Source organism: Arthrobacter sp. P2b (genome assembly GCF_900168295.1).
In the GTDB taxonomy this organism is placed as follows: Bacteria; Actinomycetota; Actinomycetes; order Actinomycetales; family Micrococcaceae; genus Arthrobacter.
Genome location: NZ_FVZL01000002.1, coordinates 12,294 through 34,815, shown reverse-complemented (window position 1 = coordinate 34,815; position 22,522 = coordinate 12,294). Strand labels below are relative to the sequence as shown.

Here is a 22,522-nt window from a genome sequence, read left to right as displayed (position 1 = left end):
ACAGATCTCACAAGTACCCACGCCTCCCGGGAGGAAACCCATGACTGCTCCAGTGCACCTGCCCCTCAATTCACGCGGAAAACTCGCCTCATCATTGCCTGCTGAGCAGCTGGCGGAAATCACCGAGTTGTTCGCTTTCCGGCGCGCAGGGTATTCCCTCGATGCACCCTTCTACACCGATTCCACGATTTTCAAAATCGACATGGAAGCCATTTTTGGCCAGCACTGGATTTTTGCCGCCAGCATTGCCGAACTCCCGGAGCCGGGCGACTACGTCACCGTCGACTATGGTCCCTACTCCCTGATCGTGCTGCGCAACGACGACGGCGGCGTGAACGTCCTGCACAACGTATGCCGCCACCGCGGCGCCCGCGTCCTGACCGAGACTGCGGGGTCAACAGGAAACCTGGTCTGCGGCTACCACTCCTGGACGTACTCCCCCGAGGGCAATCTGATCCACGCCTCGGCACCCGGGGAAACGAAATTCGACAAGAGCTGCTTCGGCCTCAAGCGCGCCCACAGCCGCGAGGTTGCCGGACTCATCTTCGTCTGCATTGCGGACGAGCCGCCGGCCGACTTTGACGAAACCTCTAAGATCTTCGAGCCTTACCTTGCACCCCACGATCTGTCGAAGACGAAAATCGCCTACCAGCAGAACATCGTTGAGGAAGGCAACTGGAAGCTCGTCATGGAGAACAACCGTGAGTGCTACCACTGCGACGGCCACCCGGAGCTCGCCTGTTCCCTCTTTCCCACCTGGGGCCTGACGGAGGGCCTGATCCCGGCCCATCTCGAGGAAGTGTGGGACCGCAACAAGGAAGCACAGTCCTCGCTCGAGGAGCGTTGCCGCCGCTATGGCCTCCCCTACGAGGTGGTCGAGGAGCTTGACACGCGTATCGCGGGAATCCGCATCTCACGGGAATCGCTCGACGGCGAAGGCGAATCGTTCTCGCCCGACGGGCGCCGGCTTTCCAAGAAACTGCTCGGTGACTTGCGGGACTTCCGCCTTGGCCGCTGCTCGATGCACCTGCAGCCCAACAGCTGGTTCCACTTCCTGGGAGACCACGTCATCACCTTCGGCGTCTTCCCCATCAACGAACACCAGACCCTCGTGCGCACCACTTGGCTGGTAGCTGACGACGCCGAGGAAGGCGTCGACTACGACCTGGACAAACTCACCTACACCTGGAAGCAGACCAATCTGCAGGACAAGGCGTTCGTGGAGCTGTGCCAGACGGGCGCCGGCAGCCCCGCCTACGAGCCCGGCCCGTACATGAAGAGCGAGTACCAGGTGGAGGCCTTCATCAACTGGTACGTGCAGCGCGTGCAGGAGCACTTGGCATGATTGAACTCCTCACTGAGACGGCAACCCAGGAACCACAGCGCATCCGCGGTCTTGAGATGCCGTGGAACAGGGTCATGGGCAGCACCGAAGGACCCGCCAGTGCCGCCCGCGCCTTGGGCCCCTGGCATCCGCAGGAGTTCATGGCCGAATGTGTCGAGACCGTGCCCGAGGCCGGCGGCATGATGACCTTCGTATTCCGCCGCTGCGACGGTGCGCCGCTGGCGTTCCGTCCGGGCCAGTACGTGAACGTCGCATTTCCCGTAAACGGCGAGGGCCAGGACCCGGCGGACCGCAGCTACTCGCTGTCCAGTTCACCCACCCAACCGTGGACTTTCGACATCACCGTCAAATGTGATCCCACTGGTCTGGTCTCGCCATGGGTGCACGAGAACGTCAAACCCGGCACCGTCCTCGAGATGCTGGGCCCGGTCGGGGCATTCCACCTGCCCGACGCCGACCGGCGGGCACGGTACCTCCTGCTGGCAGCCGGCGCAGGCATCACTCCCATCATGTCGATGGTGCGGACCATTCACTCCCTGCCCGGACAGGCCGACGTCGTGGTCCTCTACCATGGAGCGGAGGCCGGAGGCTTCGCCTTCCACAAGGAGCTGGCCTACATCGCCTCCGTGGACTCGCGGATCAAGGTCTTCTACTCCCTGGGTGACCGCAGCAAACCCGAGGGCTGGGAAGGGCTCAGTGGAAGGCTGACGGCGGCCATGCTCGACGAGGTGGCCCCCGATGCCAACGGCCGCCAGGTCTATGCCTGCGGCCCGGAAGGCTACTTGAATACCGCCACTGAACTCCTGCAAAAGGTGGGCGTCGACGACACCTCCATCTACATGGAATTCTTCTCCGGAGACCGCCAGACGCTGCTCGAATACCAGGCGGAGCTCGCGCTTGCAGTGGACATTGCGGAGGAAATCGCCGAGGAAATCGCCGATTCCGCCGAGGACTACTATGAAAGCCAGCCCGCCGCGTTCGGGCTCTACGAGCCCGGCTACGACGCCGAGGGAACCCTGAAGGCCACGGGGCTGCCGCTGGAAACCGTGGACCCGGACGCGCCTTCTCCCGACGCGCGGCCCGAGGCCGCGACCCCAGATGCCTCCAGCTTCGACACAGTCGGAACGGGAAGCCTCACCCTGTCCTTCATGCGCACCGGCATTAACGTACGCATCGACCCCGCCGAGCACATCCTCGAGGCGGCACAACGGGCCGGTGTCAGAATCGGCGCGAACTGCAAGGAAGGCATGTGCGGCTCCTGCAAGGTCGTCAAGCTTTCCGGGGACGTTGAGATGAACCACCAGGGCGGCATCCGGGCACGGGAAATCGCTGCAGGCAAGTTCCTACCCTGCTGCTCCACCGCGAAGACCGACATGGTAATCGACGCCTAGCCGGTTCCAGCTTCGCTAGGAACTTCCTTCACCAAAACCGACAACAAACTACCTCACGTGATTCTGCTGCAAGCAGAATCACGTGAGGGTTCGATATACAACCCATAGGAGCCATCCATTGTCAGGTAACAAAGCCGTTGCGTACAAGGAACCGGGGATCGTGGAAATCATCGACACTCCGTATCCCACCTTCGAACTGCAGGCCGGCCCTGGCGTTAATCCCGTCAATGTCGGCCGGAAGGTCCCCCACGGGGTCATACTGCGCACCGTGAGCACCAACATCTGTGGCTCCGACCAGCACATGGTTCGTGGCCGCACCACAGCCCCGGCCGGCCTCGTCCTGGGGCACGAGATCACCGGGGAAGTCATCGAGACCGGGCCCGACGTCGAGTTCATCAAGGTCGGGGACATCGTCTCTGTCCCCTTCAACATCTCCTGCGGGCGCTGCCGGAACTGCAAGGAGCGCAAGACCGGGATCTGCCTGAACGTGAACCCGGACCGTCCCGGGTCCGCCTACGGCTACGTTGACATGGGCGGATGGGTCGGCGGCCAGGCCGAGTACGTCCTGGTCCCCTACGCAGACTGGAACCTTCTGAAGTTCCCGGACCGCGATCAGGCCCTGGAGAAGATCATGGACCTGACCATGCTCTCGGACATCCTCCCCACCGGTTTCCACGGAGCTGTCACGGCAGGTGTCGGCGTCGGGTCCACCGTTTACGTTGCCGGCGCCGGTCCAGTGGGGCTTGCAGCGGCGGCAAGTGCCCAACTGCTGGGGGCCGCGGTGGTAATCGTGGGGGATCTCAATGAGGATCGCCTGGCCCAGGCACGTTCTTTTGGCTGCGAAACCGTCAACGTGGCCAACGGTGACCCGGCTGACCAGATTGAGCAGCTGCTCGGCGTCCGGGAAGTCGATGCCGGCATCGATGCGGTAGGTTTCGAGGCCCGCGGTCACGGACACGGCGCCGGGGCCCAGGAGGCACCGGCCACCGTGCTCAATTCGCTGATGGACCTCACCGCCGCCGGCGGCTCGGTCGGCATTCCCGGCCTGTACGTCACCGGGGATCCGGGTGCCGTGGACGAGGCGGCCCAGAAGGGCAGCCTGTCCCTGTCCCTTGGCACCGGCTGGGCAAAATCCCTCTCCTTCGCGACCGGCCAGTGCCCGGTCATGAAGTACAACCGGCAGCTGATGATGGCGATCCTGCATGACAGGATCCAGATCGCCAAGGCGGTCAACGCCACGGCCATCAAGCTCGAGGATGCTCCGCAGGGGTATGCGGAATTCGATGCCGGAGCCGCTACAAAGTATGTCCTGGACCCGAACGGCTACCTCAGCAACTAAGTCCCAGGCAAGGCAGGGTTCCCTGCAGGCAGGCCAGAGCGGTTGGTGCACCACCAAGATGAATGCAGGTGGTGTACCAACCGCGTTGTCTTTAAACCTGTCCCGTTGTCTCGTCGGAGTGGAGTGCGGAGGTAGTAAGTTCGTGCGTTAGATGACTTCCGCGCGTGCTGGTGCCGGCTGCGCGGTTACTACCTGCGTATTCGGATCGTGCTCCAGCAACGGCCTTCCGGCCACGATCGCTGTGGCCCGCTCCCATGGCCGGTCTTGAAGCAGGAAGGGAATTTCCTGTTCTTCCCACTCCCTGTGCAGCTCTTCTTCTTCCTGCCCATCTCGAGCCCTGAGGCGGCGTCGGGCTTCAAGGTTGTCACACTGCACCCAGATCGAAGCGTCGATGAGGTCCGTCAGCGCCTGGCGGGATGATCCGCTCCCCTCCACCCACACCACGGAACGCCCGGCGGGTAAAGCGATGGCCCCCCGACGCTCTCGGGCCACCCAGCCCGGCGGACGATAGTGGACGGCCTCGCCTCTAAGCAGGGGTTCGAGGACACCGTTACGGAGCTCATCGGCCCAGTCAAAAAACGAGAGATGCCACGCTACATCGTCCGTGTGAACGACATCCGAGTCCGGCACTTGAGCCAGTAAACGATCAACCAAGCGGGTCTTCCCTGCCCCGCTCCTTCCATCTACCGCTACAATCCAGGGGCGGTTCGGACGTAGTCCCGCCGCCGGCAGCAGCCGCCGCACCAAGCCTTCCAGCGCTTCGGCTCGCCAAGGTCCCGCAGCGGGTTCGCCAACTTCCGGTTTCATATCCACTGATTACTTCGCCCCCCCCAATATCGGTCCCGTCCGAAGCTGCCTGATCTTGAGTTTCGATAATCGCCTCGTTTAGCGCAAGCTCTTTTCGAGGTCTGAGGACTGCCCGGTGCACTTCGATACGCCCAGGAAAGGGAACTTGTGCATGGGAGTACCGGCCGGCCAGGAGCCGTCCAGCCATTTCGGTGAATGAAGGCACTGCCGTTCCAGCGCGTCATGTAGGGTGCCTAGGACAAGAATCAGGGGGGATGATGAAACGGATCGCAGTTGCGGTGCTGGCTGGAATTCTTGCCGCGGGACTCACTGGCTGTACGTATGCCGACCCCGGGCAAGAGCAAGAACTCCGGCAAGCCGAGTCCCCCGCGACTCCTAGCACTCCCTCAGCTAGGTCCAAGACGTTGGTGGGGACATTTCAGTCACAGGCTGTCGCTACCACTGGTACAGCCACCATCGAGGTAAACGAGTCCGGCGCAATCCTGCAGCTCGAGAATATGGCGCCGGGCCCCGGCGATGATCTCCGCGTCATGCTAAGTCCCGGTACTCTGACTCCCGGTGCCGGCGGGGTGTCTGTGTTGTCATCGACCAAAATGCTGGAGGTCGGCCCGTTCCGAGCTGGCGCCACCCAGCGCTTTGTGATGGACCCCCAGGCGTGGGACACCATGCCGGAGCCGGTCTTGAGCGTCGTGATTTACAACTATGCCACCAAGACCGCGTACGGCACTGCCGACCTCAGCGCCCCTTTGAGTTCCCCGCGTGCGACATCTGTAAACAAGGGCTAAGTTCAATTTGAACCATGCCCACTGAGCCTGTAGATGCCGGCCGCTTCTCCCCCTCCCGTGCTGATTGTCGTGATTGTCCAGCCAGATACGTCGACTTCATGCGCTGCCTTCGTCGCCTTTTGGACGAGGCGGCTAATCGTTTGTTGTTCGAGAGCCGGAGTCTTCATGACTGCCCTCCGCCGTATTGATTGAGGCGTCAGTTCGGCAACATACGTACCTAAATCCTTCTACGTGATGTTGCCGAGTCCAGGCACTTTCAGCGGGAACAGGGGGGTCAGTAGTGCACTCTTCAGCTCTTCGCTCATCTCCCTTGGAACGTCGAGGTCAACTGCCATGGCCAGAACCGATCGGCTGATGAAGTTCCGTGCTGCGGCCGCCATGGTGATGTCCACAATTTCACGGTCGCTGTAGCCCAAGTCCCGGAGCCGCTGCGTGTCCGCGTCCGTCATGGCGGCCGCGTCCGTGCAGAGTTTCACTGCATAGTCCATCATTGCTACTTCCGCCTCGGACAGACCGGCATCGTGAAAGTCTCTTGCGATGGCAAGCAGTTCCTCTTCACTCATGATGCTGAGCGTCTTTTTCCCGTGGGCCAACCTGCAGTGTGATGAGCCGATGGCTTGAGCGGCGGCCAAGGTCACCAGTTCGTACCTACGTAGCCCTAATGAGCTGCTGATGGCCTTGGTGAGCGACTCCCATGCCAAAAAGGCCTCCGGGTTCAAGCTCATGGCCTTTGTGTGGCTCGGAACGTAGCCGAGTGACCGGCGATCGTCGTCGTAAATTTGAGCGGTGAGACCTGTTGCTTCAGCTTCAGTGGTCATTTTTAAGATGGTCATGGGATCTCCTCCATTTTGAAGGCCGCGCCGAGCAGCCGGTGCCACCTTTTCCCAGAACGGAGGCCCTGATTCTGACTCATTGTGATCTCCGGCTCAGGCGGATGTAAACAGTGTCAGTCCCCCTCTTTACATACCTCCAGCAGCTCGTGATGGAACGCGACCGGCGCCGACGTCCACGGGCCAAGGTAGTTGGGCTCCGTGACAGGAAGCCTCATGGAGGCGCACTCTGTAGGTTGGCTGAGTGGCGTTACCCTCCCGCTGTCGGACCTATCCACGCGCTGTAGTTGCCTCCTGTTCCTCCCCCGCCGCTGTCGTCGTCATTGCCACATCTGCGACAGCGTTTATATACGCCCCCGTCTTCGGCATGCTCAATGTGCCAATCGTGCCGAATGTTCAGCTTGCACAACAGGGCCTGGATCATGGCATCCTCCTCGCATCGCAGCTCTCTGTACCTGGAATGAGGGACCCACATGGGGCTTGCGGAGCCTACGCTCAGCGAGATAGCGCCTAGTAGTAGTCGCGAGTGTGTGGATGTTCAGGGTGGTCCCCATTAGCGAGCCTCCCCGACCACCGGGCACTGTGGGAATCTTCCTTCCCGCAGTAGCTGCATTGGCGGCGATACTCGCCGTCGTTCATTCGGGCCAGCCAGTGATGGCCGATTCCCCATCTGCAAAGCAGTTTCCGGATCATGGTGATGTCTTTTCCGGGGGCTTGCCCAGCTGTGATTTGGCTGGCCGCACAACGTGGCCATAAGGCTAATCATGGCCTTACGGAAGCACCAGGTGAAGAGGCGATCAGTAAGACTCTGACCAGCCTGCGCCTACCCGGGAAGGCTGAAAAGGCGGCGGGCGCGTCCTCAAGCTGGTAACCAGCCAGAGTTAGACTGAGCCGGGTAAGGACGGATTGGGGGATCCACGGCGGCTCACGCCGTCGTCCCGCTGGTCGGTCGCCGCCAGCGAACCAAGGATGTCCATGACCTTCTTCAATGACCTGCCCATACCCGAAGAACCACGCCGCGGCAGGACCGTCAGGTACGTTCCCCCGGCTTGGGCTGGTGCACCAGCCCATGAGCTGCCGGCAGTTGTTCATATCGGGCAGTTCCTGCATCGCAGCCGCAGCTTTGTACTCGCCGTCGAGCTCGCAAAGGTCTATTCGACCGGCTGCTCCCTCGATCTGACATGGACGCTCCGACGGGCTGAGGAAGACGATGAAGCCTGGGCCCAGCTGAATGGGGCATTCTTCGGTCACCCTCACAGCATGCAGGCCATAGAACGACGTCCCTTCGCAGCCCTGCTCTTCGGTGTCCAACTGGCCGACGGGACCAAGGCCCGGGCTGATTCAATGCTGCACTCCCGCTATCCTCCGGGAACTGCGAAGCAGCCCGACCCGCCGATCCTCATCCTGCGAGGCAACGGTGGCAACGGAGGCGACGACGAAATGGCCGGCAAGGGCACCTTGTGGCTTTGGCCGTTGCCGCCGGATGGGGACCTCCGGCTGGTGGCCCAATGGGCAGAGCTCGGAATTCCTGAAACTTCGATCACGATCGATGGCGGCCAGCTCCGGGCGCCCGCATCAGGCGCCCAAAAATACTGGCCGGCGGAGGGCGAACAAGGATGACGGCCCTTGACAGCTTTGTCCTGACCGTGGTCTTCTCGGGGGTCTTCTTCTACGTCCTCTACGGCGTCATCCGCGCCGCCGTCCGCGACGGCATCCTGCAGGCCGATGAGCGGCGGCTCACGCACGAGGAGGAGGCCAAGGCTGAACCATGACTCCCAGGCTACTGGTGAGGCCAACCCCACGTGGGTCGGGAATCTAGTACTACAGTTGATGCATGGCTCCCAGCCGCCATCCGCTTGACGACCTGCGCGAAACCATCGGCCATCTGGCCGATCAGCTCAAGCTGCCCAGTTCGGAGCGCGTCGACGACCTGGTCGGCGATCTCATCGGCGCGAGGCCCGGGCCGGCCCGGCCGCTGTCCGAAGTGCAGGCCGAGCTCGACGCGCTGGTCGGACTGGAAACCGTGAAGGAACAGGTGCGCGCCCTCGTGGCACTGCTCCAGGTCCAGGCCCGCCGTAAGGCGCACGGCCTGCCGGAGGTGGCCACATCACAGCATCTGGTGTTCCTCGGAAACCCGGGCACGGGCAAAACCACAGTGGCGCGGCTCCTGGCCGAGATGTACCGCGCGGTCGGACTGCTGCAGAAAGGCCACCTGGTCGAAGTCGACCGTTCCGGGCTGGTGGGGCAGTACGTCGGCGCGACCGCCATCAAGACGGACAGGGTGATCCGGCGTGCGCTGGACGGCGTCCTGTTCATCGACGAGGCCTACGCGCTGGCCCCGGAGGACGGCCGGATGGACTTCGGCCCCGAGGCGATAGAGGTCCTGCTGAAGCGGATGGAGGATCACCGCCACCGCCTGGTCGTGATCGTGGCCGGGTACCCGCGGCTGATGGAGTCCTTCTTACTCTCGAACCCCGGGCTGCGCTCCCGGTTCGCCCGCGAGATCACGTTCCCCGACTATTCCGTCGACGCACTTCAGACGATCTTCCACCAGATGCTGGCCCAGCACGAGTACATGCTGGAGCCGGGCGCGGACCAAATGCTGCGCCGCATCCTCACCGGGCTCCACGCGGGCGAGGACTCCGGCAACGCACGGTTCGCCCGCACACTGTTCGAGCAGGCGCTCAACCGCCAGGCGCTGCGGCTGTCGCTCGATGAGGAACAAAGTCTCGACGCGCTCGATCGTGAGGCCGTCATGACGCTTACCGCGGACGACATCGTCCAGGCCGCGCTGGCCTTGGGCGAGGAACCGGAGCCGGAGCCGGAACCGACGCCGGAACCGGGCCAGTCTCGTTGGTGGCGCTGGCTGGCCTGACCCTTCCGCTGCACCGGTTCCGGAGGCGCTGAACACCATGTCCAAGGGCGCCGGACCCTCGAAGTATCCCTGGCGTCACAGAGTGGACCGGGAAGGAAAGCGTTGTCAGCGAAGTCTAGTCAGCTATCCTCCCCTACGGGTCCCGAGAGTGCATCGATGAGTTTGAGTCCCCGTTTGCCCCACTCGATCTCCGTCTCCGCCCGGGCAATCAGGCCTTCATAGGTGAAGACCTTGTATTCAACAGTCCGCTGGCGGTCAGCCTCAGCAGTGGCAGCCAGGCGTTTGCTCAACATCTCGTTTGTTCCTGCCCGCAACTGGTCGATCATCTCCGCCCATTGATCGCGGCGCATCGTGTGATAGTCAATGTGGGCCTGCATATGCTCCCGTGCCGCCTTGGGTTCAGCCCACTCCAGGTAGGCAGCCTTCAGGTGCACGGGATCGCGCTCACGGGAATACTCCACCGGCTCACGCATCCATGCACGGAACGCGGCCCGCCCTTCTTCAGTGATGCGGTACTGCGTCTTCTTTCCCCGGGGGCCCCACGAAACCTCCTCCCCTTGCAGCAGACCTTCCTTGGCCATCTTCCGCAGCTCAGGATAGATCTGCGAATCAGGCGCATGCCAGACGAAGGCAACCGAGGACTCGAATCGTTTTGCCAGGTCGTAACCGGTCATTGGCTCAACGGAAAGCAAAGCCAAAAGCGCGTAACGCAGACTCACAGTGGGTTCCCTTCAAGGTCTTGCTAATAACTATATCGATAGATAGTCTGTGACCCAAGCCACCAACTATGGACATAGATAGTTGCGGGCGTTCCCCAAAGAATCTTCATTCGCCCGGCGGGCACAACAAATGTCCCCCAGGTACGGAAAGAGGTCAAAGATGACTGTGCTGCAGTCCAGTAGTTCCACCACCGCTAAAGTCCTCGGCCACCCGCTGAATGCGTGGTACGTCGCTGCTTGGGACCACGAGGTCACCCGCAAACCCATGGCCCGCACGATTGCTGACCGGCCGCTGGCGCTTTACCGCACAGAGGACGGCAAGGCCGTTGCTCTCGCGGACGCGTGCTGGCACCGTCTGGCGCCATTGTCCATGGGGAAAACAGTCGGCAAGGACGGCATCCAGTGTCCGTACCACGGCATCGTCTACAACTCTGCCGGCCGCTGCGCGTCCATGCCGGCGCAGGAGACCATCAACCCCTCAGCCACTGTCCCCTCCTTCCCCGTAGTGGAACGCCATCGGTTTGTGTGGGTGTGGCTGGGGGACCCGACCCAGGCCGACCCCGATCTTGTCCCCGACATGCATCAGATGGACAGCCAGGAATGGGCCGGCGACGGGGAGACCATTTTCGCTCCCTGCAATTACCAGTTGGTCTTGGACAACCTGATGGACCTTACGCATGAAGAATTCGTTCACGCCTCCAGCATCGGCCAAGACGAGCTCAGTGAATCCGACTTCGTGGTCTCGCACGATGACCGAACAGTCACCGTGTCCCGGTGGATGCTCAACATCGACGCCCCTCCGTTCTGGCTCAAGAACATGCGGGACAAGTTCCCCGGGTTCGAAGGCAAAGTGGACCGCTGGCAGATTATCCGCTTCGAGGCGCCCTCTACTATCCGCATTGACGTCGGCGTCGCCAAAGCCGGCACCGGCGCGCCCGACGGCGACCGCAGCCAAGGTGTCAACGGCTACGTCATGAACACGATCAGCCCGGAAACCGCCAAGACCTGCCACTACTTCTGGGCCTTCATGCGCAACTATCGGCTGGACAGCCAGCTCATCACCACCCAACTTCGCAACGGCGTGCACGGCGTGTTCGGGGAGGACGAGGCGATGTTGAAGGCCCAGCAGGAAGCCATCGACGCCAACCCCGATTACGAGTTTTACAACCTGAACATCGACGCCGGCGGCATGTGGGTCCGCCGGCTGATCGAGCGCATGCTCCAGGCAGAGGGCCGCCTGGCAGCGGCCCTCTGAACAGCCAAGGACTCAAGGAAAAAGACTATGGCAGCAACCAACAACGAAGTCTGGCAGTCCGCAACGGTGGTGGCCATCTCGGATGTGGCCGCGGGAATCCGGCGCATTGAACTGGAACCTTCAGCACCGAAGCATGCAGAGCCCGGATCCCACATCGACCTCCGTGCCACTATCGACGGCGGGCAGGAGAAACGCTCCTACTCAATAGTGGAATCCAAGGACCTCGGGAAGACCCTGGTCATCAGCGTCTTCAAGGCACCCGTTTCGCGGGGCGGATCGGTCTACATGCACACGCTCAAGCCGGGTGACACACTCCGCATCACGCAGCCCCTGCAAAACTTCCCGCTGCGGGTCGGGGCAGAGCGGTACGTTCTGCTGGCCGGCGGCATCGGCATCACCGCGATCATGAACATGGCGGCGGTGCTTCGCAACGTCAAGGCGGACTACACCCTGGTCTACGCGGGGCGGACCCGAGCTGCCATGGCCTATCTGCAGGACCTGCAGGAGATCCACGGGGCCCGGCTGCAGGTCCACGTCGACGACGAGGGAAGCAGCTTGGACGTGAACGCCTTGGTGGGGGGAATCGACCCGGGCACCGAACTCTACATGTGCGGACCTATCCGGCTGATGGATGCAGTCCGACGCAGCTGGACCGAGCGCGAACTGGCGTTGCCCGACTTGCGCTACGAGACGTTCGGAAACTCCGGCTGGTACGACCCGGAGGAGTTCGTCGTCCGTATTCCACGGCTTGGCATCGAGGCAAAAGTCGGGCAGGGCCGCTCCATGCTCGAAGCACTCGAGGACGCCGGCGTGGACATGATGTTCGACTGCCGCAAGGGCGAGTGCGGCCTGTGCGAGGTCCGCATCCTGAACTTGGACGGCGGCGCCGTCGACCACCGCGACGTTTTCTACAGCGAACGGCAGCAACACGCTGCAGAGAAGATGTGCTGCTGCGTTTCACGGGCCGTCAGCTCCCCCAGAGGTTCCCGTACAGACGCCAATTCTTCTGCCACCCCTGCCGTTGTCACCATCGACGTGTCCTAGACACACTCTGATCTCCCCAACAGGGCTGCGCACCTCGTGCAGCCATAACAGCTACAGCTCCCGAGGGAGCCTCCTAGGTTTCAAGGAAGACGCCATGGATCTGCGTGAACGCATCAACAACTCAAAAATGTCGCCATACCAGTGGGCCATCATCGGCATGTGTGTCCTGCTCAATGCTCTCGATGGCTTTGACGTACTCGCAATGGCCTTCACCGCGAACGGCGTCACCAAAGAGTTTGGTCTTACCGGCTCCGAACTAGGCGTCCTGCTCAGCGCGGGGCTCGTGGGTATGGCCATTGGTTCCCTTTGCCTCGCACCACTGGCTGACATCGTCGGACGGCGCCCGATGATCATCGCCTCAGTGGGCGCAGCAGGTGCCGGCATGCTGCTGGCAGCAACGGCGAACAACATGGCGCAGCTGGGCATCTGGCGTTTCCTGACAGGACTGGGTGTTGGTTGCATCCTTGCCTGCACCAACGTCATTGCCAGCGAATACTCCTCCAAAAAACGCCGCGGATTGACCATCAGCATCTACACGGCCGGATACGGCATCGGAGCGACGCTTGGAGGCGCCGCAGCAGTTTCCCTCCAAAGCCAATACGGCTGGCGCTCCGTCTTTGTTTTCGGCGGCATCTGCACGCTCAGCATCCTGACTCTCCTGCTGTTCCTCCTGCCCGAATCCGTTGACTTCCTCGTAACGAAGCGGCCCCGCAACGTCCTGGACCGCCTCAACCGGATCGCACGCAAGACCGGTCATCCCGAAGTCGACGCCCTCCAAAACGCCCGAACCGTCGTCAAGGCAAAAACCAACCCCATTTCCGACCTGCTGACCCCCGCCAACCGGCGTTCCACCCTTCTGCTCTGGGTAGCGTTTTTCACCACCATGTTTGGTTTCTACTTCGTCAACAGCTGGACCCCGCGTCTCCTGGTCACCGCAGGCATGACGGAAAGCCAAGGCATTACCGGAGGCCTGATGCTGACCCTGGGCGGCATCTTTGGCTCGGTCCTCTACGGCGTCCTCGCCACCAAGTGGAACAGCAAGATGGTCCTCGTGGCCTTCACGGTGCTCTCCGCCGTCATGATCGTCGTCTTCATCTCTTCCGCGTCAGTGATCCTGCTCGCCCTGGGTGCAGGGGTCCTCGTCGGGATGCTGATCAACGGCTGCATCGCCGGGCTCTACACGCTTGCTCCTGCCCTCTACCCCGCATCGGTCCGCAGCACAGGCGTCGGATGGGGTATCGGCATCGGACGAATCGGAGCCATCATTGCCCCGCTGATCACCGGCGCCCTCCTCGATGCATCCTGGTCCGCCGTACAGCTCTACCTCGCCGTCGGTGTCGTCGTACTCATCAGCGCCGTCGCCGTAGGAATGATCAGGTCCAAAAAACCCGTCACGAGCGCACCCGTTGAGGAGCTCACGGAAGTCTGAGCATGGTCGACTGCCGTGCCCTCACTTCAGGGGGCGCGGCAGTTCTTCGTCGTGCCGAACGCGCTTTTCGCTCGGCGCTACCAGCCGTTGTGGCTTCGCAGCGCACCACGAGCGAGGCCTGGGTCGCCGCGACGAGCGCAGCCATCGTCGACTTCCCCAGCAACGAAACCGCCTTCGGTAAACCCGGCCTTTAGACTGCGCGGATCGAAATGAGCTCGTAGACCGTGGCCGAGCTCATCGCCGGCCCGCGGCAGGTCAGTTGGCGCGGCGGGGCGGGCTGGGCCTGCAGTTCGACGTCGACACGCGCCGGGTGAGGCGATCGGCCGGTGATGCGGATCCGCCAGCGATCGCCGTCGCGGGAGGTCTCGACAACCCTGTAGTCATTCCGGCCGGCCGGGCCGAAACGTCCGAGCGTGGCCGCGACAGCGGCCTGCTGTGCTGGAAAGAGATCAGTATAACCGCGCAAATATTCGGCGTGGATACGGCCGGCGAGGTGTTCTTCGATCGTGGCGACGGACGACTCAGCGTCCAGATTCCCGTAGTACACACCGTCGGGCGCGACAACGACATTGCCTGCGAACCTGTCACCGCCTACATGCGAGCATTCCCACACCAGCTCCGGCCACCGCTCACTCAGCGCACGTCCCACGGGCCGTCCCCATACGGCACAGCATTGGTCATGTTGACTGTGGGTGCAGACCAGGATGACGGGCGGATGGCCGAGCGTTCCGGGGAGGCTGAGGGCTGTGGCAATCTCCGCGAGATCCTCATCCTTGTCCCACGTTCCCCATCGCTGACGATACTCGCCCGATTCCTGATGGTGCAGTACTGCCCAATGGCTCAGCCCCTCACGGCGGCGGGGGCCGGGCCGTCTCACCAGCAGCACCCGCGCCCGCGCCGCTTTCGCGGCGGAGAGCACAATAGCTTTGGTCCCAGGCTCGAGATCAAGCCCTTCGAAGCCATTCAGAGGCCACCCGCCCCGGTACTCGATGAGGACCCAGACGACGCCATGCGACGCTGTGCCTGCAATCGGATCGCTGCGCAACCGGGCGCTATCAGAGCAGAAAAAGCGCTCCGTGGCCGCCACTGCGGCGAACTCACTGTCTGGGTCACTGTTCAACGGGAACGAGGACCCCCGCGCGCAACAGCCTTTCAACAAGTCCGACGCCGAGATCACCCGCGCTGTGGACCTCGCCGTCCAGCGCGCACATCACAGACGGCAAATCGGCTTCCGGGAAGTCGAGCCAACCCACGCGCGTGCTCAGGCGCAATCCCTCCAGCCGTGCTTCCAGTGCATCGCGAAGCCGCACCGCAGACTTGGGGCTTAAGCCTTCGACGGCCGCGAGCTGGGCCAGCGGTCCCAGCGGCGCGGGGCGTCCCTGTCCTCGCCGGGTGCGGTGGAACAGCGCAGTGGTATCAGCCTCAGCGAGGGCAGCCGCCAGTCGCCCACGGACGACGTCGATCTCCCCGTTTGGCCCGTCCACGCCCAGGGGCAATGTACCGCGCATCTCGGGATCGTCGCACAGCGCTGCGAGCGCGGCCTGTGCGAGCTGTTCGGCCAATGCGTAGCGGGTCCAGCTGTGGATTCCAAGCGTGAGGTGGATGGAGACCTCACCCTGCGCCTGGGCAGCATGCAACCAGCCACGCGGCAGGTAGAGGACATCCCCGGGCTCCAGCACCGTATCGATATAGGCCTCCCGTTTCGCGGCGTCGGCCACGGCGGACCGGCGATCAGTCCAGGGTTGGTCACGCAACGGGTCCGTGTGAACCGGCTCGTGAATGATCCAGCGCTTTGTACCCTCGATCTGCAGAACGAAGACGTCGTGCACGTCATAGTGATCGTCAAACCCACGGTTTTGAGGCGGCGTGATGTAGGCATTGGCCTGCACCGGATGTCCGAGCTCGGTGCTCAGCCTGCTGCTGAAGTCCGATACAGGCTCCCAGGTGCGGTGCAGTGCCTGCAGCACGAGCGTGGCACCGTCCGAGAATTTGCGCCACAGCGCTGTGTCGTCCAGCTGGTCAGAGATAGTGGCGCCGACACCGGCGGGTGAGGTGAATGATGAGTCGGGAAATGTCGTGCCGCCCTTGGCGACGCGGAGAAAGGGTGTGCGCAGTCCACGGCGCGAGACCAGTTCGTCGACGGCCGCGGCAGAGAACAGATCGGCGAAGTCGCTTGCGCCACGGGTGAGCAGGGCTGTGCGCCCCCAAACGTCGTCGGCGAACCTTTTACGGCCAATCTCAATCAGCCGTGTCTCCAGGACCCCGCCGCTTTCCAAGGCGTCGGGGTCCTGAAAGTCCGTACGGGTGGTGCTCAAGATTCAGATGCCCCGTTCTGCGGCTCCCCCATCGGCTCCGCCGTCGGCACCGCTGTCAGCTCCACCATCGGCACCGCTGTCAGCCCCACCATCGGCACCGCTGTCAGCCCCGCCGTCGGCACCGCTGTCAGCCCCACCATCGGCACCGCTGTCAGCCCCGCCGTCGGCTCCGCTGTCAGCTCCCCCGTCGGCACCCCCGTCGGCACCGCTGTCAGCTCCTCCGTCGGCACCCCCATCATGCATGCCGGGGACGCCGGCCGCGCCAGCGTCCGCGGGCCCTTCCTGCTGGTTTGGATCCTGCTCTGGACTGGTCATGCTTCCTCCCGAGAATCGAATCGCTAGAATCAGCTCCGTTACTGGCACCTGATTACCCAACCGGGCGATCCTTCATGGGCACCGCCCGTGATCACCCTAACGGCATGGGCCCGCCCTGGGGAACACCTTCTTATACAACTCAGGTGGCTTCAGAAGTGGGCCAGTCCTCCTCGGTCGGCCGGCCAACTCCTGGTGGGCTGATAACTCACCCCGCAGAAGTGATGCTGCCTGATCTCAGTACGGCAATGAACAAGCAAAAGCTAATGGCTGCCTGTCATTCTGATATATCCCATGAGAGCCGCCGCGGCTGCCTGCGGGGGCAGGTGCCCCTTCCGCACGGGTGAACACCGACACCATCATGGAGATCTGCCGCAGCACGGACATCTGGTCCCCGGCATCGGGAACGAACGGTCATAAGCGTGGAATTCGGCACCCGCGGACTCTATCGCGCCGGCCTGCTGCGGCTCCCCTGGGAAGCGGACGCGGTGACCAACCCGGATCAATTCACGGGCGATGCCGAGGGCCGGCGGCACGTTCCCGCCGTCGGGGCAGCAACGGCAGGATTGATTATGGTGCAGTGGGCTCGGAGCACCTCTCGCCACCGGTCCAGAATCAAGCTCAATGACGGGGCAGCCGTCCAAGTTCTGCTGCACCTCGGGGTCGGAGTGACCTCCGACCAGCTCATCCCGAGTCTCGAGTTTCAATTCGATCTGGACTCTAACGCTCAGCATACTTACCTTTAATCCGTGACCTTGATGCGCTTGTTGGCCCATCTGGAATGGGGCAGGACTGGCGCTGGCCCGAGGACCGGAACAACCAATATAGGAGAGCGTCATGCCCAAAGTACGTGAAATCATGACCGGCGGCGTTGAATGCATCGGTGAAAACGAAACGCTGGAGGCGGCCGCGCGGAAGATGAAGGATCTGGATGTTGGGGCACTGCCCATCTGCGGTGAGGACAACCGGCTCAAGGGCATGGTCACGGACCGCGACATTGTCATCAAGTGCTTCGCCGAGGGCGGTGACCCACGCACAGCCAAGGCGGGCGATTTTGGTCAAGGCAAGCCGGTGACCGTTGGAGCAGATGACTCCATCGAAGAAGCCATCAGGACGATGCAGGACCACCAGGTCCGCAGGCTGCCGGTCATCGACGGCCACGATTTAGTCGGAATCCTCACCCAGGCAGACATCGCCAGGAACTACCCGGAAGACCGGGTCGGGGAGCTCGTGGAGCTCATCTCGTTCTACTAGGGCTTGCCAGCCGGATCCTAAGCATGCTTATTATGGGTCCGGTCGAATGGGGATTTGGCTGGGGAGTCGAAGAGGGTGCGCTCAGCGAGAAGGGCGCACCTTTTTCGTGCCCTCACGCGTGTCCGCCGGCTTCGGATCCCTGCTTGTGAAAATTCCTGCTTTGATACTGCGGAGTTGCGTCCGAGAATCAAAGCCACAGGGTCCTAGACTTTCAGCATGCACCCCTTAGTGGCAATCGGCCTGGTGTTCCTCGCCGCGATTGCCTGGACGGTCACCGTCCTGACCATGCTGGTTGTTCTGGTCAAAGCCCGGCGCCGGCCGCCCGGCGAAGTCGCCCGCGCAGTCCATACTGTGGAGGTCCGAAACGTCGATGAAAGGGCGGCTTAGACGTAACGGGTGCGCCGGCGCTGCGCCCTACCGCAAGGCCGCGCGCAGCCTTTCGGAGAGGTCTTCGAGGGATTCGCGCCATTCCGGTTCGTCGGCGTCGTCCCACAGCTCGGCCAGCTCGGATTCCTCCCCTGCCACCCGGCCCACGGCCTCCAGTGCCAGCTCCACGTCCTCGGCGGTGAGCGCGGCCCCGTGGGCGGTTACCCAGTCGGCAACGTTTTCCGGCAGGTCCCCTGACGCGTTGCCCTGGCAGGCTGCAATGATGTCGGCGGCGGCGATGGCAATGTTGCCCTCCTGAGCCTCAACGTAGCCGTCATCCACTTTGGCGAGCGCTGCGCGCACGACTTTCGCACCGCCAGCTTCGAGTTCGTCCAGCCAGCCCAGCGCGTCGTCGTTTTCGAACGGCATGTAGCCCCATGCACCCATCGCTTCGCCCTTTCGGTTGCCGGTTACGTGATGGCACTAATATGGCAGACACTGCTGGGATTTTTGCGTACCCACACAGAGGCCGCGGTCCTATCATGGCCGTATGGACACACCAACTGGTCCTCACGTTGTCCGCGCAGGTGAGGGCGACGTGACCGGAGAACCCGGATTTTTAGACCGGTACCTTCTTGAGAGTGCGGCTTCCTCGGGCCGAATTGCGCTGGTCGAACACGTTCTCGGCCCGAAGATGCTGGCAGCGCCAATGCACCGGCACAGCCGCGAAGACGAATATTCTTATGTGCTGACCGGCACGCTCGCGGTGATCGAGGAGGGAATCGAGATTACTGCCACGGCAGGAGATTTGGTTTCGAAACCACGGGGACGTTGGCACACCTTCTGGAATGCCGGCGACGACGAACTCCGCGTGCTGGAGATCATCGTTCCGGGCGGAGTCGAGGCAATGTTCCGCCGGCTTGCCGAGCCGGGCGGCGAATACTCCCCCGACACGCTTCCAGCTCTCGCGGCGGAGTACGGCGCCGAGGTGGACTTCGAGGCGACAATGCCGCTTGTCGAGCGGCACGGACTTTTGTTCTAAGTCCGGCGATTTTCCATGAGTCAGCTGGGAGATGGAATGAGCGATCAAAGCGATTTTCTGGATTGGGTGAGGACCTCGCTGTACGAGGCGGAACTGGCAATCCATAACGGCGACGCCGGCCCACGTCGGGCAATCTGGTCCCGCGAGGAATCTGTGAGCGTTTTGGGCGCCTGGCGCAACGCCTTTGGGCAGCAGGAGCTCGCTGATTTGTTCAGCGGTCTCGCCAAGCAGTTCTCCGACTGCACGTCATACAGGTTCGAGCTACTCGCCTACGGCGTCATGGGAGACATGGCTTACACGGCGGGCCTGGAGCATACTTCAGCTTCGGTAGACGGTGAGCCCCGCAGCTACATCCTGCGGGCAACGCAGATATACCGCCGTGAAGGCGGCGAATGGAAGGTGGCCCACCGCCATGGCGACACAGTTGCCGCCTGATTGCCAGGGAAGGGGCGTGGGGTTGGCCACCACCTCGTCATCGCTTACTTCGAGGCTTTGGTGAAGTAGCTCTTCGGGCCGTCGGCGCCCAGCAGATCGTGGCGGAAGGCGATGGCGTCCACCGGCCGGGTGTCCAGGAACAGGACCGCGACCTCCCGGGAGTGGACACGGTCAGCGACCACATTCCAGGCAAGATCCATCAGTTCATGGATTCCGCAATAGCGTTGTCCCAGAGCCGGGCGGATGTGGACACTTGGAAAGTGAAAACTCGTGATTGCCGGCGCGTGCCCACCATGAGAAAAGAAGCCTCGTGAGAAGCTCCAGTTGGAAACGATCACTGAGCTACAGGCTCCGGCTTCAAAGTTCTTCGACTTCGTCGCAGACCACACGAACGCGCCCCAGCGGCAAAGCGGCATTGACGAGATACGGCGCATCACTCCAAGTCCTATCGGCCTTGGCACGGAGCATGAACTAGCGCGGCGATTCGCAGGGATGAAAGTCGTCACCCGTAACCGCTTTATTGATTACGAGCCAGGCCGCTTCGTCGCCTTCGAGCTACCCTCGAGCAAGATGACCGGAGCCGCCTCCTAGCTCGTCGAGCCTACGGGTGCTAATACCTGTCGACTAATCAGCAAAGTGGATTTCCAAGTGGCTGGGCTGGCGCGGTTCGCAGTACCCCTCCTGAAGCTGATCTTCAAGCGGGACGACGAGAAGGCGCTAGCCAACCTCAAGGTCTTGATGGAGCAATTGGACCCCTGATTGTTCGAAGCAGCCAATGAGAGGACCGCAGAGCGCACCGGGCAGGTTTTGTCCTGTCCTGGTGCCGTTACCAGCATTACGGCCGGGTGCGCGAAACGGCACCGAAACGGTTAAGACGGCCGACAAATAGCCCCGGGATTTACTGGCGCGTGACCCGGAGGCGGCCTTCCTTACAGTTGCACCCCGAAGCGGCAACAACCCTCGTTTCGGGCCTTGACGCTCCATAGTCTTGAGCTATCCAGCCCCACCACCTCTCTGAATGGCACCCCAATGAAAAAACTCCTACTCTGGCTCACGGCGCTTCTGGCGGCCGTTGGGCTGGGCATCCTGGCTCCGGGGCCCGCTTCGGCAGCCTCCTATTGCGGGCTCGCATGGGGATCTAGGGCTAAGACCACGCCCGAGATGAGCTCAGCATCCGTCACCAACGTCCGGACCGGGCAGCAACCCTGCTTCGACCGCATGGTGGTCGACCTCAACGGCCCCGCCAAGGGCTACACAGTCCGGTACGTCCCCGAGATCATCCAGGACGGCACCGGCTTCACGATCCCGGTCTACGGCAACGCACGCCTGCAGGTCGTCGTAAACGCACCCTCCTACGACCAGAACGGCAACGTCACCTACAACCCGGCCGCCAAGGCTGAGCTGTCCAACGTCGCCGGCTACCAGACCTTCCGGCAAGTCGTCTACGCGAACAGCTTCGAAGGTTCCACCAGCATCGGTCTGGGCGTCCGTGCCCGGCTGCCCTTCCGGGTCTTCACCCTCGACGGGCCAGGGTCCGGTTCCCGGCTGATCGTGGACGTAGCCCATTTCTGGTGATGGAGCCAGAAACGGTGCCGCACCCCGCTGATTCGGGGTGCGGCACCGTTTTTCCTTCACGGACATGGTTCTACCGCATTCTTCGCTAGGGTGAGGGCTAAGTGTGCGGCAGCGCCGCGGCGTTTTAAGGGGAGAGCCTGCGTCAGGAGTTCACTGACCCATACACATACAGTCCGGACGGGAAGGGACCGCATGATTTTCTACAGCGAGCAGGAGCGGCGCAATGACGCGGTGTACGCCGAGCACAAGAAGGCCGTCGCTGTCGGTGAGAATCGAGTCTTGCGGACGACCAGCACAGGAGAGCTGCACAGCTACCCCGGCGATGAAATCGGGTTTACGCCCGGCCGCGGCCAGGCCCAAGTCAGCACCTGGTGGGGCATGGCCATCATCTGCGCCGTCCTGGGACTGCTGTTTCTCGGGTCATTGGTCATGTTGACCGTGACCCTGATGCAGGGCCGGGGAGAATGGGGTGCGCTGTTTACTATCGTTCTGGGAGCTTTCGGCACCCTGTATACCTTTGGATTGTCCCGTGACGAGTACCGGGCCAGCCAGCTGCGCAAGCTGCGGGACTCCCCGAAACCGGGCACTTCCGCCCGCGTTGACGTCAACCTTCTGGAATTGGGCCAGAAACGCCCGGGCCAGCACGGAACGTCCCGATAGGATTCGACCCATGTTCAACCAGGACAAGCAGTTCCGTCGGCCCGACGGAACCCACTACGACTCAAGCAGCTTCAACGTACGCCAGTTCGAGGAGCAGTACGGGCCCGGCGGGGTACCTGAGGGGTATTCGATGGGCGCCACCACGCCTCTCCAGGACCCGACCACAATCAGGGTGGCGGCCTGCTTCCTTGCCCTCATGGGCGCTGGCATGCTCACCATGGGCTTTTACTGCTTCACCCTTCCAGGCGAAGTATGGACGGGTGTCTGGAGCAGCATACTTGGGCTCGCGACCTTCGTCATGGTCTGGTGGGCCTTTGTTATCGCCGGGCGCCGTCAGCGCTGGCTGCAGGCACAGAAGGCTACGGACGGTCGGGGGGCCTGATGGAGTATCTCGTTTTCCTAGGCTGCTTTGTGGCCTTCATGGTGGTCCTGCGGCTGCTAAACGGCTACTGGCAACGCAAGCACCGTCGTACCAGGCCACCACGGCACCAGGGTGAACCCCAGTCCCAGCGCGGCCGGGTCTACAAGAACCCGCCGCCCACCAACCACAGCGCGGATCCGTACAGCGGTTGGCACTGAACTCCGGCCGGCTGCCTGGCGCCCGGATGAGCTTATCGGCATGACGGGAACCACGAGCATGACGGAAGCAGCGGCGGCGCGGGCGGCTGCCGCATCCAGGCCGCTGTACAAGCAGGTGGCTTCATTCAAATCTGGTCGCGATCAGCGCTGACGGACTTCGGGAAC

29 protein-coding genes are annotated in these 22,522 nt (G+C 62.6%); 21 read left to right on the top strand and 8 right to left on the bottom strand.

Annotated features, from left to right (window positions below):
• The first annotated feature begins 40 nt into the window (after positions 1-40).
• The 3 genes from B5520_RS04760 (at position 41) to fdhA (ending at position 4,075) form a co-directional block, all read left to right on the top strand.
• Positions 41-1,345, top strand: coding sequence for an aromatic ring-hydroxylating oxygenase subunit alpha (locus B5520_RS04760; RefSeq protein ID WP_079595942.1), 1,305 nt, complete (start codon positions 41-43; stop codon positions 1,343-1,345).
• The gene (locus B5520_RS04755) at positions 1,342-2,736 is read left to right on the top strand and encodes a ferredoxin reductase (RefSeq protein WP_079595941.1); all 1,395 of its coding nucleotides are present in this window, start codon (positions 1,342-1,344) and stop codon (positions 2,734-2,736) included. Before B5520_RS04760 ends, B5520_RS04755 begins: the two co-directional genes overlap by 4 nt.
• Before the next feature lie 118 nt (positions 2,737-2,854).
• Positions 2,855-4,075 (top strand): formaldehyde dehydrogenase, glutathione-independent, encoded by a 1,221-nt coding sequence (gene fdhA / locus B5520_RS04750; RefSeq protein WP_079595940.1) that lies wholly within the window; start codon positions 2,855-2,857, stop codon positions 4,073-4,075.
• 147 nt (positions 4,076-4,222) lie between these two features.
• Here fdhA and B5520_RS04745 read toward each other — a convergent pair whose 3' ends face one another.
• Positions 4,223-4,882, bottom strand: coding sequence for a hypothetical protein (locus tag B5520_RS04745; RefSeq protein ID WP_217700305.1), 660 nt, complete (start codon positions 4,880-4,882; stop codon positions 4,223-4,225).
• A 254-nt stretch (positions 4,883-5,136) separates the two neighbouring features.
• Here B5520_RS04745 and B5520_RS23220 point away from each other — a divergent pair, with 254 nt between their 5' ends.
• Positions 5,137-5,667 carry a DM13 domain-containing protein gene (locus B5520_RS23220; RefSeq protein WP_368483717.1) on the top strand — a complete coding sequence of 177 codons (531 nt, stop codon included), beginning with the start codon at positions 5,137-5,139 and terminating at the stop codon, positions 5,665-5,667.
• Positions 5,668-5,894: 227 nt separating this feature from the next.
• Here the strand turns inward: B5520_RS23220 and B5520_RS04735 are convergent, their stop codons facing one another.
• Positions 5,895-6,500 (bottom strand): carboxymuconolactone decarboxylase family protein, encoded by a 606-nt coding sequence (locus B5520_RS04735; RefSeq protein WP_079595939.1) that lies wholly within the window; start codon positions 6,498-6,500, stop codon positions 5,895-5,897.
• Between the two features lie 972 nt (positions 6,501-7,472).
• On the opposite strand from B5520_RS04735, the gene B5520_RS04730 reads away from it, so the two are divergent.
• The 3 genes from B5520_RS04730 (at position 7,473) to B5520_RS04725 (ending at position 9,372) form a co-directional block, all read left to right on the top strand.
• Entirely contained in the window at positions 7,473-8,117 is a 645-nt protein-coding gene (locus B5520_RS04730; protein WP_079595938.1) for a hypothetical protein, read from the top strand.
• Positions 8,114-8,269, top strand: a complete 156-nt coding sequence (locus B5520_RS22695; protein WP_176156787.1) for a hypothetical protein — start codon at positions 8,114-8,116, stop codon at positions 8,267-8,269. The genes B5520_RS04730 and B5520_RS22695 overlap by 4 nt, the downstream gene beginning before the upstream one ends.
• 62 nt (positions 8,270-8,331) lie before the next feature.
• Positions 8,332-9,372, top strand: coding sequence for an AAA family ATPase (locus tag B5520_RS04725; protein ID WP_079595937.1), 1,041 nt, complete (start codon positions 8,332-8,334; stop codon positions 9,370-9,372).
• A 119-nt stretch (positions 9,373-9,491) separates the two neighbouring features.
• Here the strand turns inward: B5520_RS04725 and B5520_RS04720 are convergent, their stop codons facing one another.
• Entirely contained in the window at positions 9,492-10,091 is a 600-nt protein-coding gene (locus tag B5520_RS04720) for a PadR family transcriptional regulator (protein WP_079595936.1), read from the bottom strand.
• A 160-nt stretch (positions 10,092-10,251) separates the two neighbouring features.
• Here B5520_RS04720 and B5520_RS04715 point away from each other — a divergent pair, with 160 nt between their 5' ends.
• The 3 genes from B5520_RS04715 to B5520_RS04705 all read left to right on the top strand — a co-directional run bounded on the left by B5520_RS04715 (position 10,252) and on the right by B5520_RS04705 (position 13,819).
• A complete protein-coding gene (locus tag B5520_RS04715; RefSeq protein ID WP_079595935.1) occupies positions 10,252-11,346 on the top strand; it encodes an aromatic ring-hydroxylating dioxygenase subunit alpha in 1,095 nt (364 codons plus the stop codon).
• A gap of 27 nt (positions 11,347-11,373) precedes the next feature.
• Positions 11,374-12,390 carry a PDR/VanB family oxidoreductase gene (locus tag B5520_RS04710; RefSeq protein ID WP_079595934.1) on the top strand — a complete coding sequence of 339 codons (1,017 nt, stop codon included), beginning with the start codon at positions 11,374-11,376 and terminating at the stop codon, positions 12,388-12,390.
• Between the two features lie 94 nt (positions 12,391-12,484).
• Complete coding sequence (locus B5520_RS04705) at positions 12,485-13,819, top strand: MFS transporter (protein ID WP_079595933.1); 1,335 nt, start codon at positions 12,485-12,487, stop codon at positions 13,817-13,819.
• A gap of 190 nt (positions 13,820-14,009) precedes the next feature.
• On the opposite strand, the gene B5520_RS04695 is transcribed toward B5520_RS04705, so the two are convergent.
• Genes B5520_RS04695 through B5520_RS04685 form a run of 3 tightly spaced genes read right to left on the bottom strand, consistent with a single transcriptional unit; the run spans position 14,010 to position 16,449 of the window.
• Positions 14,010-14,906 carry a sucrase ferredoxin gene (locus tag B5520_RS04695; protein WP_079596380.1) on the bottom strand — a complete coding sequence of 299 codons (897 nt, stop codon included), beginning with the start codon at positions 14,904-14,906 and terminating at the stop codon, positions 14,010-14,012.
• 22 nt (positions 14,907-14,928) lie between these two features.
• Complete coding sequence (locus B5520_RS04690; RefSeq protein ID WP_217700315.1) at positions 14,929-16,095, bottom strand: cupin domain-containing protein; 1,167 nt, start codon at positions 16,093-16,095, stop codon at positions 14,929-14,931.
• A gap of 42 nt (positions 16,096-16,137) precedes the next feature.
• Complete coding sequence (locus tag B5520_RS04685) at positions 16,138-16,449, bottom strand: BatC protein (RefSeq protein WP_079595930.1); 312 nt, start codon at positions 16,447-16,449, stop codon at positions 16,138-16,140.
• Between the two features lie 419 nt (positions 16,450-16,868).
• On the opposite strand from B5520_RS04685, the gene B5520_RS04680 reads away from it, so the two are divergent.
• The 3 genes from B5520_RS04680 to B5520_RS22690 all read left to right on the top strand — a co-directional run bounded on the left by B5520_RS04680 (position 16,869) and on the right by B5520_RS22690 (position 18,087).
• Positions 16,869-17,192, top strand: coding sequence for a hypothetical protein (locus B5520_RS04680; RefSeq protein WP_079595929.1), 324 nt, complete (start codon positions 16,869-16,871; stop codon positions 17,190-17,192).
• A gap of 91 nt (positions 17,193-17,283) precedes the next feature.
• Positions 17,284-17,700, top strand: a complete 417-nt coding sequence (locus B5520_RS04675) for a CBS domain-containing protein (RefSeq protein ID WP_079595928.1) — start codon at positions 17,284-17,286, stop codon at positions 17,698-17,700.
• Positions 17,701-17,916: 216 nt separating this feature from the next.
• On the top strand, positions 17,917-18,087 hold the full coding sequence (locus B5520_RS22690) for a hypothetical protein (RefSeq protein WP_176156786.1): 171 nt from the start codon (positions 17,917-17,919) through the stop codon (positions 18,085-18,087).
• Between the two features lie 27 nt (positions 18,088-18,114).
• Here B5520_RS22690 and B5520_RS04670 read toward each other — a convergent pair whose 3' ends face one another.
• Positions 18,115-18,513, bottom strand: a complete 399-nt coding sequence (locus B5520_RS04670; RefSeq protein WP_079595927.1) for a DUF4259 domain-containing protein — start codon at positions 18,511-18,513, stop codon at positions 18,115-18,117.
• Positions 18,514-18,616: 103 nt separating this feature from the next.
• Here B5520_RS04670 and B5520_RS04665 point away from each other — a divergent pair, with 103 nt between their 5' ends.
• On the top strand, positions 18,617-19,108 hold the full coding sequence (locus B5520_RS04665) for a cupin domain-containing protein (RefSeq protein ID WP_079595926.1): 492 nt from the start codon (positions 18,617-18,619) through the stop codon (positions 19,106-19,108).
• A gap of 36 nt (positions 19,109-19,144) precedes the next feature.
• Positions 19,145-19,543 carry a nuclear transport factor 2 family protein gene (locus B5520_RS04660; RefSeq protein ID WP_079595925.1) on the top strand — a complete coding sequence of 133 codons (399 nt, stop codon included), beginning with the start codon at positions 19,145-19,147 and terminating at the stop codon, positions 19,541-19,543.
• Positions 19,544-19,587: 44 nt separating this feature from the next.
• Here the strand turns inward: B5520_RS04660 and B5520_RS22685 are convergent, their stop codons facing one another.
• The gene (locus B5520_RS22685) at positions 19,588-19,743 is read right to left on the bottom strand and encodes a hypothetical protein (RefSeq protein WP_176156785.1); all 156 of its coding nucleotides are present in this window, start codon (positions 19,741-19,743) and stop codon (positions 19,588-19,590) included.
• Positions 19,744-19,867: 124 nt separating this feature from the next.
• On the opposite strand from B5520_RS22685, the gene B5520_RS22965 reads away from it, so the two are divergent.
• From B5520_RS22965 to B5520_RS04635, 6 genes are all read left to right on the top strand, one after another.
• Positions 19,868-20,134 carry a hypothetical protein gene (locus B5520_RS22965; RefSeq protein WP_254865470.1) on the top strand — a complete coding sequence of 89 codons (267 nt, stop codon included), beginning with the start codon at positions 19,868-19,870 and terminating at the stop codon, positions 20,132-20,134.
• 45 nt (positions 20,135-20,179) lie between these two features.
• Complete coding sequence (locus tag B5520_RS23145; RefSeq protein WP_303048412.1) at positions 20,180-20,302, top strand: hypothetical protein; 123 nt, start codon at positions 20,180-20,182, stop codon at positions 20,300-20,302.
• Between the two features lie 270 nt (positions 20,303-20,572).
• Complete coding sequence (locus B5520_RS04650) at positions 20,573-21,118, top strand: AMIN-like domain-containing (lipo)protein (protein WP_079595924.1); 546 nt, start codon at positions 20,573-20,575, stop codon at positions 21,116-21,118.
• A gap of 192 nt (positions 21,119-21,310) precedes the next feature.
• A complete protein-coding gene (locus tag B5520_RS04645; RefSeq protein WP_079595923.1) occupies positions 21,311-21,778 on the top strand; it encodes a hypothetical protein in 468 nt (155 codons plus the stop codon).
• Positions 21,779-21,788: 10 nt separating this feature from the next.
• Positions 21,789-22,160: a hypothetical protein gene (locus B5520_RS04640; RefSeq protein WP_079595922.1), complete on the top strand. Its 372-nt coding sequence runs from the start codon at positions 21,789-21,791 to the stop codon at positions 22,158-22,160.
• A complete protein-coding gene (locus B5520_RS04635; protein WP_079595921.1) occupies positions 22,160-22,357 on the top strand; it encodes a hypothetical protein in 198 nt (65 codons plus the stop codon). Before B5520_RS04640 ends, B5520_RS04635 begins: the two co-directional genes overlap by 1 nt.
• Positions 22,358-22,522 lie beyond the last annotated feature (165 nt).

Bases quoted from the DNA above. Each gene is read 5' to 3' on its own strand.
- B5520_RS04760 (WP_079595942.1), top strand. From the start codon at position 41: ATGACTGCTCCAGTGCACCTGCCCCTCAATTCACGCGGAAAACTCGCC.
- B5520_RS04755 (WP_079595941.1), top strand. From the start codon at position 1,342: ATGATTGAACTCCTCACTGAGACGGCAACCCAGGAACCACAGCGCATC.
- B5520_RS04745 (WP_217700305.1), bottom strand. From the start codon at position 4,882: ATGAAACCGGAAGTTGGCGAACCCGCTGCGGGACCTTGGCGAGCCGAA.
- B5520_RS23220 (WP_368483717.1), top strand. From the start codon at position 5,137: ATGATGAAACGGATCGCAGTTGCGGTGCTGGCTGGAATTCTTGCCGCG.
- B5520_RS04735 (WP_079595939.1), bottom strand. From the start codon at position 6,500: ATGACCATCTTAAAAATGACCACTGAAGCTGAAGCAACAGGTCTCACC.
- B5520_RS04730 (WP_079595938.1), top strand. From the start codon at position 7,473: ATGACCTTCTTCAATGACCTGCCCATACCCGAAGAACCACGCCGCGGC.
- B5520_RS22695 (WP_176156787.1), top strand. From the start codon at position 8,114: ATGACGGCCCTTGACAGCTTTGTCCTGACCGTGGTCTTCTCGGGGGTC.
- B5520_RS04725 (WP_079595937.1), top strand. From the start codon at position 8,332: ATGGCTCCCAGCCGCCATCCGCTTGACGACCTGCGCGAAACCATCGGC.
- B5520_RS04715 (WP_079595935.1), top strand. From the start codon at position 10,252: ATGACTGTGCTGCAGTCCAGTAGTTCCACCACCGCTAAAGTCCTCGGC.
- B5520_RS04710 (WP_079595934.1), top strand. From the start codon at position 11,374: ATGGCAGCAACCAACAACGAAGTCTGGCAGTCCGCAACGGTGGTGGCC.
- B5520_RS04705 (WP_079595933.1), top strand. From the start codon at position 12,485: ATGGATCTGCGTGAACGCATCAACAACTCAAAAATGTCGCCATACCAG.
- B5520_RS04685 (WP_079595930.1), bottom strand. From the start codon at position 16,449: ATGACCAGTCCAGAGCAGGATCCAAACCAGCAGGAAGGGCCCGCGGAC.
- B5520_RS04675 (WP_079595928.1), top strand. From the start codon at position 17,284: ATGCCCAAAGTACGTGAAATCATGACCGGCGGCGTTGAATGCATCGGT.
- B5520_RS22690 (WP_176156786.1), top strand. From the start codon at position 17,917: ATGCACCCCTTAGTGGCAATCGGCCTGGTGTTCCTCGCCGCGATTGCC.
- B5520_RS04670 (WP_079595927.1), bottom strand. From the start codon at position 18,513: ATGGGTGCATGGGGCTACATGCCGTTCGAAAACGACGACGCGCTGGGC.
- B5520_RS04665 (WP_079595926.1), top strand. From the start codon at position 18,617: ATGGACACACCAACTGGTCCTCACGTTGTCCGCGCAGGTGAGGGCGAC.
- B5520_RS04660 (WP_079595925.1), top strand. From the start codon at position 19,145: ATGAGCGATCAAAGCGATTTTCTGGATTGGGTGAGGACCTCGCTGTAC.
- B5520_RS22685 (WP_176156785.1), bottom strand. From the start codon at position 19,743: ATGGATCTTGCCTGGAATGTGGTCGCTGACCGTGTCCACTCCCGGGAG.
- B5520_RS04650 (WP_079595924.1), top strand. From the start codon at position 20,573: ATGAAAAAACTCCTACTCTGGCTCACGGCGCTTCTGGCGGCCGTTGGG.
- B5520_RS04645 (WP_079595923.1), top strand. From the start codon at position 21,311: ATGATTTTCTACAGCGAGCAGGAGCGGCGCAATGACGCGGTGTACGCC.
- B5520_RS04640 (WP_079595922.1), top strand. From the start codon at position 21,789: ATGTTCAACCAGGACAAGCAGTTCCGTCGGCCCGACGGAACCCACTAC.
- B5520_RS04635 (WP_079595921.1), top strand. From the start codon at position 22,160: ATGGAGTATCTCGTTTTCCTAGGCTGCTTTGTGGCCTTCATGGTGGTC.